Source organism: Paenibacillus sp. TY11 (assembly GCF_059772165.1).
Genome location: NZ_JCBAIQ010000005.1, coordinates 251,847 through 266,435, shown reverse-complemented (window position 1 = coordinate 266,435; position 14,589 = coordinate 251,847). Strand labels below are relative to the sequence as shown.

Here is a 14,589-nt window from a genome sequence, read left to right as displayed (position 1 = left end):
TCTACAACCAGGAACGCATCCAGCTTAACTTGAACAACAAGAGCCCGATTGAATACCGGACTCAAGCTGCTTAATTTAAGGGCATTTTCTTTACTGTCTATTTGACAGGGGTAAGTTCAGGACAGAGGCTCTTTTTTTATATTCATAATTCATTTCAATGTAGAGCATATAAATCAAAACTGGCTTAGAGACTAATCTTTTGTAGTCTGATCTCTTTTATTCTTTTTTTCTGAAATAAGTAATCCTAGCAACGTATATCCCCTATACAATATTCCTATCAATAGAACACCACTAATAATAGAAAGAAGAATAACCAGGATATTAAGTATAAGGGACAATATTTCCATGACCAAAGGTAACACATCCTTCAAAAAATCATAGAAGTATAAATAGTGATCTGATCTACATCTAAACTCTATATTCTATATACGCCGGACTAAAAGTTACATATCGTGCCACTGGCTTACTTCTCTTCAACTTGGTTGATTAATAGCAAAAGAACTCCCCGCTAACTTCAACTGGTCGGTGAGGATTTCTTTTGGTCCCTAACCGTTTAGAATCCTCCAATTTGTACTTGAGGCGCTATTCTTTGATTTTCGTTATGCGACTGAACAGGTATAGCTAAAATAAACAAGAAGCTAGTTGCGATGACCAGCAGAATCATTTTTTTCAACATTGTCTAACCACACCTTTTCTAATAGTTTGAAATACTCTTCTCTTGTTTCAGGAAGCGCATGTGCTTGAAAATGTGCAAAGAGCCCTGTACAGTTTATAAAATAGGTCTCATTATTTAGTATATGAGCTTTTAGCAATGCATATATTAAGTGTTTAAAGCCATCACTGTACATTCCTCGCTTCAAATAATAATAAGCCAGTTCGTAACCAAACCACGCAAAATAATCCGGCATCACTTGTTGAGTGTACATATCAGTAGATGTTGGTAACTGAGCAAAAGAATTAATCTCCACTTCAAAACGCGAAAGGACTTCATCGATATCTATTGTATATCGGTTAGCCGCTATCATAACGTTCAGCAACTTTGATAGCTTTTCATTCTCTGTAGTGATTGATGTGGCTGCAATATATTCAACATAATCCGGAAGCACACTGGTATCTCCAGACAGGAGTTTATTTACATAAGTATTACCTTCTGCCCAATGCTTGAACAAGTTGACCCAGTGTTGGGTTTCCTGGTCCGTCTCGATCACCCAATCTAAATCTGCGTAGGCGTATGTAAATTGTAGAGCTTGCTGATAATCGCCTTGGGCTTCACAGACACATGCACACAACAGGTCAGCATAAGCAATGTATCCAAATAACGGACCCCTTGTTTTCTTTCCGTGCTCCCTATGCTTGCGTTCTTCATTATAATTCAGTGAATATTGGATCTCCGCTTTAGCTCTCATTTTTCGAGCTGTTGCATCAAGCTTGTCCCATTCACGCAGAGAACGATACACATTTGCCAAATCTTTCAACGCATCAAGTTGATCTATTTCATCCAGACGTTCGACAAAGGGTTCAAATCGTGTAGCCGCCTTGAGATTTCGGATCTGATTGTTCCCCACCTGAATTGTAAACAGACGATACTGACAGATAGCCAAGCGTTCAGAGTGCTGGTACTTCTCGCCTTCCGCAATTCCTTCGTAGAGCAACAATGCAGCATTATGCTGACCTTGTGCGAATAACTTTTCTGCCGCATCAAATAGCTTCGGGGAATAAAGGAGGTTGTCCATAATATGTCCCACTACAAGCCGGATCGCATCCAACTTGTCCAGTTCCGCACAGCGAAATAACAATGGCTCAATTCGCCGCCAATCCGGTGAACGCTCAATGATGTAGTTATCTATGTACAGTTCGTAAAAAAAACCTGCCGGTAATCCCATAGCCAGAGTGATTCGATCTAGCTGATGTATAGCAACAGGACGATGCTTGGCAATCCAATTATTAAGCGTTCTTTGATGAACACCTGAATGCTCCGCAAATTGTGCCAGTGTCAAATTATTTTGCCCTAAATAATCCTCTAACGTCGCTAAAATCGTAGGTGTATGTCCCAAGTCATAACCACCCTTCATACAAAAAATCCAAATTTTATTATCTCACCTCAAATTATTCATCAAGTATTGACATGTGTCAACATATTTTTTTCCATTATACCTACTATATGAACATGAATATGGAAATTAATAACCACTCGCATGAGAACCCTTTCAGAATTCAGGTGGTCGTTCGCTCCACTAATTTGAATTCCAAATGATGTATCGATTCATCCAGCCCTTCAAGGGCATTGCGAATCATAATGAACGCATTCTCGGCTTGCTTGTCTATCGGGTAATGAATCGTAGTTAAATCAAGCAAATGTGAGATTTCTGTGTTATCAAAGCCTACCACCGCAAAATGATCCGGCACACGGACGTCGAGCCTCCGCGCTTCAGTCAAAAGACCTGCTGCCAAATAATCTGTAGAACAGGCGAAGGCATCCGGTCTGTCTGTTTGTTCACGTTCTGCCCACCAGTGAGCTATTTTTTCACCGGCTGCTATTGAATTTAAATCATAAAAATGCGGGAAGGCCTCAGCGTCCAAATCATATTTTTCGCAAAAGTCATGATAAGCCCGAATGCGTTCCTTTGTATTCAGCCCCCGCATGCTGCCATACACATTCACAATTTTTCGGTATCCTCGGGCGTACAAATGCTCCAATGCCAGCGTATAGCCCTGATACTGATCCATAAATACGGATGGAATCGTCTCTATGTTCACACGCTGCCAGGTCACAATCGGACCATATTTGGTGTAGTGCTCAATCACACTCCACTCATTGACGCGAATCATACAGACCAAAGCGTCCAGTTGCTTTCTCCGCAACATTTCCAGTGCTTCAAGCTCCCGTTCCTTCTCTCCATTCGTAATAAACAGCGCTATATTAAAGCCATGCTCCTGAGCATACATTGTAAAACCACGCACAAATAAACCCAAGGAATCATTAAAAGAAATTGAAATAATCCCTATGAGCTTTGTCATGCCCTTTTTTAAAGATACCGCATTTAAATTAGGAACATAATCCAGTCGGTCTATAACCTCCTGTACACGCTGTCTTGTCGATTCACTTACGTACGGATGTTTATTAATGACACGGGACACCGTTGCCGAGGATACACCCGCTAGCTTTGCAATTTCATGAATATTCGCCACTTTTCTCACCTCGTTCTTTCTATTTTAGCATGTTCGTGGTCCCCGCCCTATAATTGTCACCTTCCCCAACTAAGTTTTGTAAAAGCCCTTGACCTGTAATGCATTACAGAGATTACAGTGAAATAGAAGCTTAAGAAAGCGGTTTAAAAAAACGTACTCAGGAGGCAACAATCATGAAAAAAGGCTTGAAGATAGCAACCATCGGCGGAGGCTCCAGCTATACACCAGAATTAGTAGAAGGCTTCATCAAACGTTATGCAGAGCTTCCCATTCGGGAATTGTGGCTGGTAGACATTGAAGCAGGACGCGAAAAGCTGGAGATCGTAGGGGCCATGGCCAAACGGATGGTGAAGGCAGCCGGCATTGATTGTGAGGTACATTTGACGCTGGATCGTCGGGAAGCCTTAGTTGATGCTGATTTTGTAACGACACAATTTCGGGTAGGCTTACTCGAAGCCCGGATTAAGGATGAAAGTATTCCTTTAAAACACGGCATGATCGGTCAGGAAACCAATGGTGCCGGGGGGATGTTCAAAGCCTTTCGTACCATTCCCGTTATCCTCAGTATCGTCGAAGATATGAAAGAACTGTGTCCGAATGCATGGTTGATTAATTTTACCAACCCTGCGGGTATGGTCACCGAAGCCGTGCTTCGTTATGGTCAGTGGGACAAAGTCATCGGATTATGTAATGTTCCAATCGGCGCGATCAAGAGTGCATCGGCTGTGCTAGACAAACCGGAAGAAGAGCTGTTCTTTAAATTTGCAGGGATTAACCACCTTCATTGGCACAAAGTTTATGACAAAACAGGGGCCGAATTAACAGAGCAAGTCATTGAAGGATTGTACGCTCCCGGCGCAAAGCCAGAAAAAGTCGTTGAAAATATTAAGAACATGCGCTTCCTGTATGATCAAGTTCGTCAATTGAAAATGCTGCCTTGTCCTTACCATCGGTATTACTACATGACGGATAACATGCTGAAGGAAGAATTAGAGGAAGCCAAAAACGAAGGAACTCGGGGCCAAGTCGTCAAACGTCTGGAAGAGAGCCTGTTTGAATTGTATAAAGATCCGAATCTGGATTACAAACCGGAGGAACTATCCAAACGCGGCGGTGCGCATTACAGCGATGCAGCCTGTGAAATCATTAATTCCATTTATAACAACAAAGGCACATTGATGGTGGTTAGTACACGTAACAATGGTGCGATTGATGATGTTCCTTATGATAGCGCCATCGAAGTGACCAGTGTCATTCGCGCCCATGGTGCCGAACCTGTCAACTTTGGCAAGTTCCCACCTGCACAGCGGGGCTTGCTGCAAGTGATGAAGGCGATGGAAGAGCTGACGATTGAAGCGGCGGTAACCGGTGACTATGCGACAGCGTTGCAAGCCTTCACCCTGAATCCGCTCGTACCAAGCGGTGATATCGCCCAAACGGTGCTGGATGAATTGCTGGAAGCACATAAAGAGCATTTGCCGCAGTTCTTTGCTCATAAGGCGAAGGCGACAGTGTAAATCTATAAAACATGCTGTCCATGCTGGACGTATGAAAAAACGGTCATCTCCCTCCGTTTCGGAAGGGTCATGGCCGTTTTTTGTTTGCCATCTATGTTGAATGTAGATTGAACCAAGCGCTGTCATATAAAAAAAGCTTCCTACAATATAGGAAGCTTCCGCAGTACGTCCCAGGAGGGATTCGAACCCCCGACCGACGGCTTAGAAGGCCGTTGCTCTATCCAGCTGAGCTACTGGGACAAAATGTTACTCAGTAAAACCTTATGTATTCAGCGCATTAGTTATTATATCACATTTCGGGCAACTGTCAAAAGCATTTTTTCATGATATAGGGAAGCTGGCTGCAAAAGGAATCATTTGGACGCTGACGGGGTATTATGTACAAAGAGCCATGCCATAAAGGAGGGGTTGAGCCGTGAGAGGTCTTTTGTCGTCACTTTGTTATTTCAGCATTTTCTTCGCGCCTTTTCTAGTGCCTGTCATTGTGTGGATTGCAGTACGGGACGAATATGTTCAAGGACATGCAAAAAAAGCTATTTTATCGCATATTTTCCCCATTATTGCGGCGATTCCGCTGGTGTATTTTATTATAACGGCGAATCATGCAGGTTCGGTTATCGGGTTTGTACTGCTATTCGTAGTGGTTTATCTCGGGGTTTTTGTTTATAACATCTACAAAGGGATTATGACGCTGCGTGAAGCGGCCTAGTTCAAAAGAAGCCTCCTGCATCCGCAAATTTGTCGGGATACGGAGGCTTCTTTAGGGCATTTTTGATGAGCGGCTGTCTAGTTCTATGACTGCTTATTTATTACCAAAGCGTTTAGGACTTCTCCGTACCTCGTGTCTTACGTTTTTCTCCAGCACTTCTTCCGCGAACTCATTGTTATGAATATAACTGCTGCCTTTATTTTTCTTGTACTTCGCTTTACTGTCTATGATTTCCCCCTCCTTTCACGCTGATTCGGCGATGGCGCCGAAGTCCAAATCAACAGAAGCCGAGGCATAGCACACCATATCCTCATGCCCCAAACTCCTTGGCAAACTCTGTGCTGAGCTGCCCATAGGAGAGCAATTCCCTTTTAAACTTTTCTCGTTCCTCACCAGCGGTAATGTGTGTAGAGTCAGTAAAAGCCTTGTCTGTCACTTCCTCAAATGCTGAATGCAGATTATTGTCGTACCAATCCAGCTCCAGATCGGCGTCATTGCGGATGATCCGTACCATGTCATAGTCATGCTGACCATCCTTCTGATCCGTGGCCGTGATATAGACCAGCAGTTCCGGGTCATCTGCGGCACCGGGCCGCACCTCTACCTCAGCGCAGCGCACTCCGTCAAGTTCAGTAAAGCGGCGTATTTTGGCATCCTTGATGTAGTACATTGTCTCCCTCCTTCCTTGCGAGTAGACGGGTTGCCCCATCTGTAGTTTTCGGAACGGACAGACATTTTATGCTTCTTTTCGGCATATATACTGATGAACTGGGGATTTAGTTTTTGATTCATTCCAACACTGGATGAACACGACAAAGAGAGGATGAACAGACATGTGCGGAATTACAGGTTTCATACAGTGGAACGGAGACTTAATGCATCAATCTGAGCTGCTGCTGAATATGACGCAAACGCTCTCCGATCGCGGACCGGATGCTGCGGGTACCTGGATATCCAACCCGTGTGCCTTCGGACACCGAAGACTGAGCGTTATGGACCCGGAAAATGGCGCTCAGCCCATGATCCGGCAGCTTGAGGATATCACTTATACGATTGTATATAACGGGGAAATATATAACGCGCCTGAGCTGAAAAAAGAGCTGCAACAGCGCGGGCATTTTTTCCGTACACAATGCGACACGGAGGTGCTGCTCGAATCCTATATCGAATGGGGCCCCGAATGTGTGAATCGGTTGAACGGCATTTTTGCGTTTGCTGTCTGGGATAGTGAGCGGGAGCAGGTATTTCTGGCACGGGATCGGCTGGGAGTGAAGCCGCTATTTTATAGCCAAACCGAAGATGTATTCGTATTTGGCTCAGAACCCAAAGCGCTGCTCCAGCACCCTGCGGTAGAGGCGGCAGTGGACGCCGAGGGCTTGGCCGAAATTTTTATCATTGGGCCTGCACGCACCCCTGGACACGGCGTCTATTCGTCCATGAAGGAGCTGCGTCCCGGGCATACGCTAACCTACAGCCGCGACGGCGTGCGCATTCAAGCCTACTGGAAACTGGAAAGCATTGCGCATGAGGATAACACCGAAGAAACGGCGCTTAAGGTACGAGAGCTGTTGCTGGATACGGTGGAGCGGCAGCTCATTTCGGATGTTCCGGTGTGCACCTTATTATCTGGCGGGCTGGATTCAAGCGCTCTGTCCGCATTAGCTGTCGATTATTACAAACGTACCGGGCAGGGACAAGTTCATACGTATTCGGTCGATTATGTGGATAACGACAAGCATTTTAAAGCCCATGCGTTCCAACCTGGAGCTGATGCCCCCTGGATTCAGCGGATGGTCGATGAATTAGGCACAAATCATCACTGGATCGAATTCGATACGCCTGAGGTCGTAGCGGCTCTGAATAATTCGACGCTAACGCGCGATTTGCCCGGTATGGCAGACGTGGATTCGTCGCTGTATCTCTTTTGCCGGGAGATTAAAAAAGGAGCTACGGTTGCCATTTCCGGCGAGGCGGCGGATGAAGTGTTTGGCGGATATCCATGGTTCCATCGGGAGGATATGCTGAACTCGGGCACATTCCCATGGGCGGTTGCTCCCGACATGAGAGCCAGTCTGTTGTCTCCCGAGGTGCGGGACTGGATCAAGCCGCTGGAGTATTTGAATGACCGTTACTCAGAAGCGGTAGGAGAAGTGCCGAAGCTACCGAGGGAAACAGGAAAAGCTGCGCAAATGCGCGTCATGTCCTATTTGAACATCACCCGCTTTATGCCTACTCTGCTGGACCGCAAGGATCGGATGAGTATGGGGGCCGGACTGGAAGTGCGGGTGCCGTATTGCGATCATCGGCTGGTGCAATATGTATGGAACATTCCGTGGAGCATTAAGATGACAGGCGGACGTGAAAAAGGTATTTTGCGCAAGGCGCTGGAGGGCGTATTGCCTGATGATGTGCTGTATCGCAAAAAAAGCCCCTATCCCAAAACGCATAATCCTTCCTACCTTGAGGCTGTAAAAAAGCAGGCGCTGCAACTGCTGGATGATTCCTCTTCCCCACTGCTCAAGCTGATTGATGCGCAAAAGGTACGGGATATTGCCGCCTCACCGGAGGCATCCACCAATCTGCCCTGGTTTGGTCAGCTCATGTCGGGCCCCCAGTTGTTTGCCTACTTGGCCCAAGTGGATAACTGGTTGCGCACTTACAAGGTAGCTATTCGATGAGATACGCTGAATGCTGAAGCAGCAGTAGAGCTTTTTAAGCGGGAAGCGGCAATTTTTCGCTGTGCACTATACGGAGAGCAGAAAGTACCAAAAAGGCTATCCGCAGCTCATGACTGGCGGATAGCCTTTTTTCGTTATGTGACTGGGCTGTGGTTGCGCCCCTGTTACCAAGCTATGCCTGCGGATTACCCAGCTTTGTCGCCAAATTACGCAGGGCTATTCCTCGATGGCTGATAGCCTGCTTTTGTTCCAACGTCAGCTCGGCCATTGTCTTTTCAAACTCCGGCAAATAAAACAGCGGATCATAACCAAATCCGCCGCTGCCAGCGGTTTCAGTAGTAATCCAGCCCTCCACCGAGCCCGTCGATTCCAACGTCTCCCCAGTCTGCGGATTATACAGAATCAAGGTACAGACGAATTGAGCCGGGCTTAGCAAAGGCTGTCCGGTATCATCACCAAGCTGCTTCGATTCCAGAACGTCGAGCAGCTTTATATTGTTTTCGTGATCGCTGGCACCTTCTCCAGCATAACGGGCCGAGTATACCCCCGGCGCACCGTCCAGCAAGTCCACACATAGGCCGGAATCATCGGCTAGCACAGGCAATCCGAGCACGTCTCCAACCGCTTTGGCCTTTTTTAACGCATTTTCGGCAAAGGTTTTGCCATCCTCAACGACATCAGGAATGTCGGGATAGTCGTACATGCTTTTGACTTCCTTGCCAAACGGCGCAAAAGCATGTGCAAATTCCCGCACCTTCCCTTTATTCTTCGTAGCGACAATGACGACCGGGCCATCCAGCCGCATTAGGCTCCAGCTCCCGTACGTCCTGCCCCGATTTTATCAGCAATCGGTCCGAGCACTTCTTTTTGGCGCTCGATCATTTGCAGAATCCCTTGTTCGCCCAAGCTAAGCAATTGATCCAATTCCTGACGATCGAATGGGCTTTCTTCACCTGTACCTTGCAGCTCGACATATTTTCCACTGCCAGTCATGACGAGATTCATGTCCACTTTGGCCTTGGAATCCTCTTCATAGTTCAAATCCAGCAACGCCTTCTCGCCAACAACCCCTACGCTGACGGAAGCCAGAAAATCGGTAATTGGAAAAACAGGCAACTTGTGCTGGATCACAATTTTATTTACTGCAATCGCCAACGCTACGAAAGAACCGGTAATTGAGGTTGTGCGTGTACCGCCGTCCGCCTGAATGACGTCACAGTCCAACGTAATCGTCCGTTCACCAAGCGCCTGCAAATTTACAACCGAACGCAACGCTCTTCCGATCAGACGCTGAATTTCCATGGTACGGCCTGTCAGCTTGCCACGCGCAGCTTCACGCTGATTACGGCTGTGAGTCGCCCGCGGAAGCATGGAATACTCTGCGGTCACCCAGCCTTTTCCTTGGCCCTTCATAAAGGGTGGCACGCGTTCTTCCACCGTAGCCGTACAGATGACTTTCGTCTCGCCAACCTCTATAAAAACAGAGCCCTCCGCGTATTTATTTACTCCTGCTGTCAATTTCATCGGGCGCAGCTCATCACCGTTTCGTCCGTTAGATCTACTCATGCTTTTTCCTCCTACGTCGTATGCAACCTGTTCTTATATGTTTATTTTACCAAAGTGTGCAGGCAAAAGCACCCCAAGGACGATTCCCCGTCCTTAAAGAGGAATTTCGTTAATGTGCTGCGGCTTGGCTACAGGCTCTCCGTAATTTTGATTATTTTGTCCAATAACGCTTTTCTCACCATTCAGTTCAATCCGAATCTTCGTTTTGACCGCATCATCCGAATTGTCTGCCGCTGTCAGGACAACCGATTCCAAAAATTCAGCAGGCACGGCTTCTCCCTTGGCAAACATATCATCCGAGAGCGATACCGTAATTACGTTATCTTTGGAGCGTTCTACCGATTTCAGCGCCGTCTCCCCTGTCATCACTTCCTGTAATCCATCCTTGGTCTGCGGCCCTTGAATCAATTGATGCAGCGCTGACTGGACACGATCTTTTTCCGGGCTGACCAACCGTGTTACAGGCACATAATATTGAACTCCAGCAGGAGAAGATGAGGAAAAATACACGGTGACTGGACTGGAATCCAGTGGTGTCACGCCATGACCGATCTCCAAATTAATACCTACTGCGCGCGTCAACGGATGATCCAACGGTGTGCCGCCAACAGGCATTTCGTTCAACTTTTTGCCATCTACCCAGATCTGTACGCTCTCAATATCGGGACGGTCGGTCAGGGTCCAGGTCAAGCTTTCCATTAATTTGCGTTCTTCCTGTGGCTTGTAGTTTGCGAAAGATTTGTTGAATTCGACGACAGCCAGCTTGTTATTCTTGTCCACCGTCACACTTTTTACTTCCGTACCTTGGGGTAATACACCTTTAAATCCCTCTGGCAATAATCCGGCATATGGCCCGCCCTCAACCAGTGTTTCCAGCGCCGACTTGGCATCTGCCTGTACATCACCTGTAGCAATCGGTAAGGATACAGGGGCCAGCAAACCGTTATGATCTTGCAAAAAAACAGCTCTCAGTTGACCGGTACTGGCGGGTGCTTTTCCAGTTACAGCCTTAATCATGGACTGCTCTGTCGTGGACGGCGGGGGGTCAATGGATGCCGATTCATTGCCGAAAAGGCTGCAGCCGGACAACAACAGAGGCAGGGACAGCAGCCCGGCTACAGAAGTCATACGCCATGGGTGTTTTATGTTCATAAGTGAAGTTCCTCCCTAACAATTTTGTACAGATTGTACTAATATGTATACGAGCCCCGCTAAAAAAATAACTACTTTTTCAGCAGACTGGACACACTGGTCATAATTGCAGTACAAATCAGGATCTATACCAGGAGGGGAACTTCAACTTTATGGACAAGAAAAAAGTACCTTATAGCTTGAATAGTAAAAAGGTAGCCGATGCCACCCGCGAGTTACTGCACAAGCGTGGTGTAAACATGACTGAAATCGCAGAACTGGTCATGCTTTTACAGAAAAATTATTACCCGACCCTAACGATGGAAGAATGTATTGAGAATGTGGACAAGGTGCTGATGAAGCGCGAGGTTCAAAATGCAGTGCTCACGGGCATCCAGCTAGATATCCTTGCCGAACAGGGCGCCCTTCTTTCCCCCTTGCAGGATATGATTGAAAATGATGAAGGGCTGTACGGAGTGGATGAAATTCTGGCCTTCTCCATAGTCAATGTGTACGGCAGTATTGGATTTACAAATTACGGTTATGTCGATAAGCTCAAACCGGGTGTACTGGAACGCCTGAACGATAAAAGCGACGGGCCAATCCATACGTTTCTGGACGATATTGTGGGTGCTATCGCAGCTTCGGCCAGCAGTCGTATCGCCCATCGCAAACAGGCAGAGCGCGAACAGGAGCTCGGAGAAGAAAGTGCTTCGGATACAACACGTTAAATAACGACACGCTAAATAACCATACGTATAGAAATAATGCATTAGAATACAACAGATAGATACAGGGTAAGAGGAGAACTAGACATGGCAAACGTAACTGAAGGTTATACATTCCGTACGATGAAGGCTGACGATTATAATCAGGCCATTGAGCTGTGGAATGGCTTAGACGGATTGGGATTAAGCGAGGCCGACTCACCGGAGCGGATTGCACACTTTTTACAGCGTAATGATGGGCTTAGCTTTGTCTGTGAGTACGCTGGAAACATCATAGGCACGATTTTAGCGGGCCATGATAGTCGCAGAGGGTTTCTGTATCATCTAGGTGTAGCCACAGAACATCGTGGTCAAGGGATTGCGCCCAGACTGGTGGATAAAGCGTTATCTGCTTTGCTGAGAGAAGGCATTGATAAATGTCATCTTTTTGTGATGGAGCATAATGCAGGGGGTCAACGCTTCTGGTCATCTAACGGCTGGGAAAAGCGAAATGGGATTTTACTATATTCGCGAGGGCTGGAATAGTATCTAAGCGCTTGAGTTACTAAATAGGAACGCCGGGTCTGATTCAAGTCGAGCCAGAAACGATCAGATCCGGCGCATAAAACTCACAGCTTATTCATTGGCAATCCTGACATTTCAATCCAAGACTACCTTCATTCATAAATTACAATCAATTTTGTGGACGTAATGTACGTTCTACAATTCCCAGCGTGGATTGACGAGAGAAGAACCGGGACACCTGAGCTACCCAATAGTTTTGACGACCGGAAATGATGTGACTACGCCCCTTTTCAAATGCTTTCAACGCGTTCTTCACAACGGTTTGGGGAGTTTCCCTAATTCCAATTGACGCTTCACTTGCGCCAACAATATCAAAAAACGGCGTTTCTGTTGAGCCTGGACAAAGGGCCAAAACTTTAAGCCCCCGTTTCCGATTTTCGGCCCATAGCGCTTCAGTAAAAGAAAGCACAAATGCTTTGGTTGCTCCATACACCGCCATATAAGGATCGGGCTGAAATGCAGCTGTGGAAGAAACATTGATTAATCCACCATCCCGCTTACGCAATAAATCAGGCATAAATGCATGTGTGATGTCGACTAAAGCAGCCACATTGAGCATCACTTCCTCATGCTGTCGTTCTCCTGAAACCTGCTCAAAGTATCCATAGGTGGCAAAACCCGCGTTGTTAATCAAGAGATCTACCTTTAGCTGTTGTTTTTGAACCTCCTGATGCAATGTTTGGGGTGCTCCTGGTGTGGAAAGATCCAACGCAATCACTGTTGCTTTTACGTTATATTTAGCTGAGAGTTCTTTAGCCAGCGCTTTTAATTTGGTTTCGTTGCGTGCTACCAAAATGAGATTACATTTCTTAGCTGCGAGCGAATAGGCAAATGCCTCGCCAATACCGGATGAAGCCCCTGTGATCAGAGCTGTTTTGTTTGCGTACATAAACATGATGATAACCTCCATAGTATCGTTGTTTTATTCAGGAAACATTGTTACCACTACTCTATAATGAACTGAAGTCATCTACTATGACGACCTCAGTACACTTCATATTTACGATGGGGATGAGGATGTTTTAAATGCTACGAGCGTATTCTTCAATGTAAATGCATACACTCCTTGAGCCATATCTACATCCGAAAAATGACCTGCAAACTGAAGATGTATGACTCCATGTAAAGCAGACCAAAACATCCGGACAACCAGCAGCGGATCTTGCTCTTTCAGTGCCCCTAGCTCCATAGCGTGTGTGACGGTGTGCAGAATTCGTGACAAGGCCGTTGTGGTACCCTCCAAGCTCTGTTCATCCGGCTTGAAATCAGATAATGCCCCGCCAAACATCATTTTGTAATAGGCTGAATGAAGCTGCGCAAATTCCCAGTACGCCCAGCATAGAGCTTCAAGATCAGCGAGTACGCTTTCGGTAACAGGTACTTGCTGGAAGGTTTCAGCCAATAACCGACATCCATCCAGGTACATCTCATTGGCAAGACCATCCTTACTCCCGAAAATACTGTAAATAATTTTAGTAGAACAGCTTAATTTCTGCGCAACTCGCCGTACGGTCACAGCCTCAGGCCCTTCTTCCACAAGAAGGATGCATGCGGCGTCAATGACATTTTTACGGAGCAATTGCTGCTGCTGTAGCTTCACCTCAGAATAGGTTCTATAAGGCTGCGATGGCTCGGACATGATTAAATGCACTTCCTTTTGCTTATTAAAAACTGTTGCTTATTGCTACTATAATAAATTAAAGATCTACACAAGATTTTCAAGAAACGGTGTTTCCTTTAAGAATCATAGTATTCTAAGCCTGAGTGTTTGTCAAATAAAAGAACGCAATAAGTAGGTACACACTTACCGCGCTCTGGTTGAATGCTTAAAAATGAAGCTATGTTTGGCGTTCCACGATCAGTAAGCAATGCCTACCCGTGTACGGATAAATTCGTAACTCTTGCATTGACGATAGGTAAAATCAGCCGTATCCGCGGTGGTAATTTGTGAGCCGCCTTCAGGCAAAAAATCTTTTTCCACGCGATAAATACCTGTCCGTGCTCCATCCGGCAGATAGGTGGGACATACGATTGTCCAGTCCAGTGCCGATTCACGCAGCAATTCGTAAACCCGCCGATGTTCCTCGGCCGCACGGGTACTGCGTCGCCGGGTCTCGGAAGACTCGTACCGATACAGGTCCGGTTCGGTCCGGCTTTGCAAAATTCCTGCCGTTCCTACCGTAATGAGCCGAGAAATGGACTGCTCCTGCATGAGCCGGATCAGAAGACCTATATTAACGGATAAGGTAGTCGTTCCATCTGTATTCAGCGCACTGATCACAACCGTTGCCCCGCCCTTCAGCGCTTGTGCTACGTCCTCCGCATTGGTGGCATCGCCTTGTACGATTTGCAGCTGCTTCCCGTATTTGGATGCGTAATCCTCCAGCTTGTCCGGTGAACGAACGAGGACAGTAACGGTATGACCGTCCGCTAATGCATAATCTAATATAAAACGTCCTACGCGTCCGGTAGCTCCCAGCAGCAGCAAATTCATAAAAGCCTCTTTC

The 14,589-nt window shown here is 46.5% G+C and carries 14 protein-coding genes and 1 tRNA gene; 5 read left to right on the top strand and 10 right to left on the bottom strand.

What is annotated here, in order from left to right; all coding sequences use genetic code 11:
* Positions 1-638: 638 nt before the first annotated feature.
* Together AC6EJC_RS07600 and AC6EJC_RS07595 are read right to left on the bottom strand one after the other, a co-directional pair.
* On the bottom strand, positions 639-2,054 hold the full coding sequence (locus AC6EJC_RS07600) for a helix-turn-helix domain-containing protein (protein WP_444953427.1): 1,416 nt from the start codon (positions 2,052-2,054) through the stop codon (positions 639-641).
* Positions 2,055-2,214: 160 nt separating this feature from the next.
* The gene (locus AC6EJC_RS07595; protein ID WP_444953426.1) at positions 2,215-3,189 is read right to left on the bottom strand and encodes a LacI family DNA-binding transcriptional regulator; all 975 of its coding nucleotides are present in this window, start codon (positions 3,187-3,189) and stop codon (positions 2,215-2,217) included.
* Positions 3,190-3,362: 173 nt separating this feature from the next.
* On the opposite strand from AC6EJC_RS07595, the gene AC6EJC_RS07590 reads away from it, so the two are divergent.
* A complete protein-coding gene (locus AC6EJC_RS07590) occupies positions 3,363-4,706 on the top strand; it encodes a 6-phospho-beta-glucosidase (protein WP_444953425.1) in 1,344 nt (447 codons plus the stop codon).
* A gap of 166 nt (positions 4,707-4,872) precedes the next feature.
* Here the strand turns inward: AC6EJC_RS07590 and AC6EJC_RS07585 are convergent.
* Positions 4,873-4,946: transfer RNA gene (locus tag AC6EJC_RS07585), tRNA-Arg, on the bottom strand.
* A gap of 175 nt (positions 4,947-5,121) precedes the next feature.
* Here AC6EJC_RS07585 and AC6EJC_RS07580 point away from each other — a divergent pair.
* Positions 5,122-5,415, top strand: coding sequence for a magnetosome magnetite crystal formation protein family (locus tag AC6EJC_RS07580; RefSeq protein WP_016324668.1), 294 nt, complete (start codon positions 5,122-5,124; stop codon positions 5,413-5,415).
* A 310-nt stretch (positions 5,416-5,725) separates the two neighbouring features.
* Here the strand turns inward: AC6EJC_RS07580 and AC6EJC_RS07575 are convergent, their stop codons facing one another.
* Positions 5,726-6,085, bottom strand: coding sequence for a hypothetical protein (locus AC6EJC_RS07575; protein WP_444953424.1), 360 nt, complete (start codon positions 6,083-6,085; stop codon positions 5,726-5,728).
* A 163-nt stretch (positions 6,086-6,248) separates the two neighbouring features.
* Here AC6EJC_RS07575 and asnB point away from each other — a divergent pair, with 163 nt between their 5' ends.
* Positions 6,249-8,093 (top strand): asparagine synthase (glutamine-hydrolyzing), encoded by a 1,845-nt coding sequence (asnB, locus tag AC6EJC_RS07570; protein ID WP_444953423.1) that lies wholly within the window; start codon positions 6,249-6,251, stop codon positions 8,091-8,093.
* A gap of 172 nt (positions 8,094-8,265) precedes the next feature.
* Here the strand turns inward: asnB and AC6EJC_RS07565 are convergent, their stop codons facing one another.
* From AC6EJC_RS07565 to AC6EJC_RS07555, 3 genes are all read right to left on the bottom strand, one after another.
* On the bottom strand, positions 8,266-8,898 hold the full coding sequence (locus AC6EJC_RS07565) for an XTP/dITP diphosphatase (RefSeq protein WP_444953422.1): 633 nt from the start codon (positions 8,896-8,898) through the stop codon (positions 8,266-8,268).
* Positions 8,898-9,659 carry a ribonuclease PH gene (rph, locus tag AC6EJC_RS07560; protein WP_444953421.1) on the bottom strand — a complete coding sequence of 254 codons (762 nt, stop codon included), beginning with the start codon at positions 9,657-9,659 and terminating at the stop codon, positions 8,898-8,900. The genes AC6EJC_RS07565 and rph overlap by 1 nt, the downstream gene beginning before the upstream one ends.
* Before the next feature lie 93 nt (positions 9,660-9,752).
* Positions 9,753-10,811 (bottom strand): GerMN domain-containing protein, encoded by a 1,059-nt coding sequence (locus tag AC6EJC_RS07555; protein WP_444953420.1) that lies wholly within the window; start codon positions 10,809-10,811, stop codon positions 9,753-9,755.
* Between the two features lie 152 nt (positions 10,812-10,963).
* On the opposite strand from AC6EJC_RS07555, the gene AC6EJC_RS07550 reads away from it, so the two are divergent.
* Both AC6EJC_RS07550 and AC6EJC_RS07545 read left to right on the top strand, forming a co-directional pair.
* Positions 10,964-11,521, top strand: coding sequence for a phosphatidylglycerophosphatase A family protein (locus tag AC6EJC_RS07550; RefSeq protein WP_444953419.1), 558 nt, complete (start codon positions 10,964-10,966; stop codon positions 11,519-11,521).
* An 84-nt stretch (positions 11,522-11,605) separates the two neighbouring features.
* Positions 11,606-12,043 (top strand): GNAT family N-acetyltransferase, encoded by a 438-nt coding sequence (locus AC6EJC_RS07545; RefSeq protein ID WP_444953418.1) that lies wholly within the window; start codon positions 11,606-11,608, stop codon positions 12,041-12,043.
* A 148-nt stretch (positions 12,044-12,191) separates the two neighbouring features.
* On the opposite strand, the gene AC6EJC_RS07540 is transcribed toward AC6EJC_RS07545, so the two are convergent.
* From AC6EJC_RS07540 to AC6EJC_RS07530, 3 genes are all read right to left on the bottom strand, one after another.
* Entirely contained in the window at positions 12,192-12,977 is a 786-nt protein-coding gene (locus tag AC6EJC_RS07540; RefSeq protein WP_444953417.1) for an SDR family NAD(P)-dependent oxidoreductase, read from the bottom strand.
* Between the two features lie 105 nt (positions 12,978-13,082).
* Positions 13,083-13,721 carry a TetR/AcrR family transcriptional regulator gene (locus AC6EJC_RS07535; RefSeq protein ID WP_444953416.1) on the bottom strand — a complete coding sequence of 213 codons (639 nt, stop codon included), beginning with the start codon at positions 13,719-13,721 and terminating at the stop codon, positions 13,083-13,085.
* 219 nt (positions 13,722-13,940) lie between these two features.
* On the bottom strand, positions 13,941-14,576 hold the full coding sequence (locus AC6EJC_RS07530; protein WP_444953415.1) for an NAD(P)-dependent oxidoreductase: 636 nt from the start codon (positions 14,574-14,576) through the stop codon (positions 13,941-13,943).
* Positions 14,577-14,589: the final 13 nt, after the last annotated feature.

What these genes read in the sequence shown, in the direction of transcription:
- AC6EJC_RS07590 (WP_444953425.1), top strand. Translation starts at nt 3,363, where the DNA reads ATGAAAAAAGGCTTGAAGATAGCAACCATCGGCGGAGGCTCCAGCTAT.
- AC6EJC_RS07575 (WP_444953424.1), bottom strand. Translation starts at nt 6,085, where the DNA reads ATGTACTACATCAAGGATGCCAAAATACGCCGCTTTACTGAACTTGAC.
- asnB (WP_444953423.1), top strand. Translation starts at nt 6,249, where the DNA reads ATGTGCGGAATTACAGGTTTCATACAGTGGAACGGAGACTTAATGCAT.
- AC6EJC_RS07565 (WP_444953422.1), bottom strand. Translation starts at nt 8,898, where the DNA reads ATGCGGCTGGATGGCCCGGTCGTCATTGTCGCTACGAAGAATAAAGGG.
- rph (WP_444953421.1), bottom strand. Translation starts at nt 9,659, where the DNA reads ATGAGTAGATCTAACGGACGAAACGGTGATGAGCTGCGCCCGATGAAA.
- AC6EJC_RS07555 (WP_444953420.1), bottom strand. Translation starts at nt 10,811, where the DNA reads ATGAACATAAAACACCCATGGCGTATGACTTCTGTAGCCGGGCTGCTG.
- AC6EJC_RS07550 (WP_444953419.1), top strand. Translation starts at nt 10,964, where the DNA reads ATGGACAAGAAAAAAGTACCTTATAGCTTGAATAGTAAAAAGGTAGCC.
- AC6EJC_RS07545 (WP_444953418.1), top strand. Translation starts at nt 11,606, where the DNA reads ATGGCAAACGTAACTGAAGGTTATACATTCCGTACGATGAAGGCTGAC.
- AC6EJC_RS07540 (WP_444953417.1), bottom strand. Translation starts at nt 12,977, where the DNA reads ATGTTTATGTACGCAAACAAAACAGCTCTGATCACAGGGGCTTCATCC.
- AC6EJC_RS07535 (WP_444953416.1), bottom strand. Translation starts at nt 13,721, where the DNA reads ATGTCCGAGCCATCGCAGCCTTATAGAACCTATTCTGAGGTGAAGCTA.
- AC6EJC_RS07530 (WP_444953415.1), bottom strand. Translation starts at nt 14,576, where the DNA reads ATGAATTTGCTGCTGCTGGGAGCTACCGGACGCGTAGGACGTTTTATA.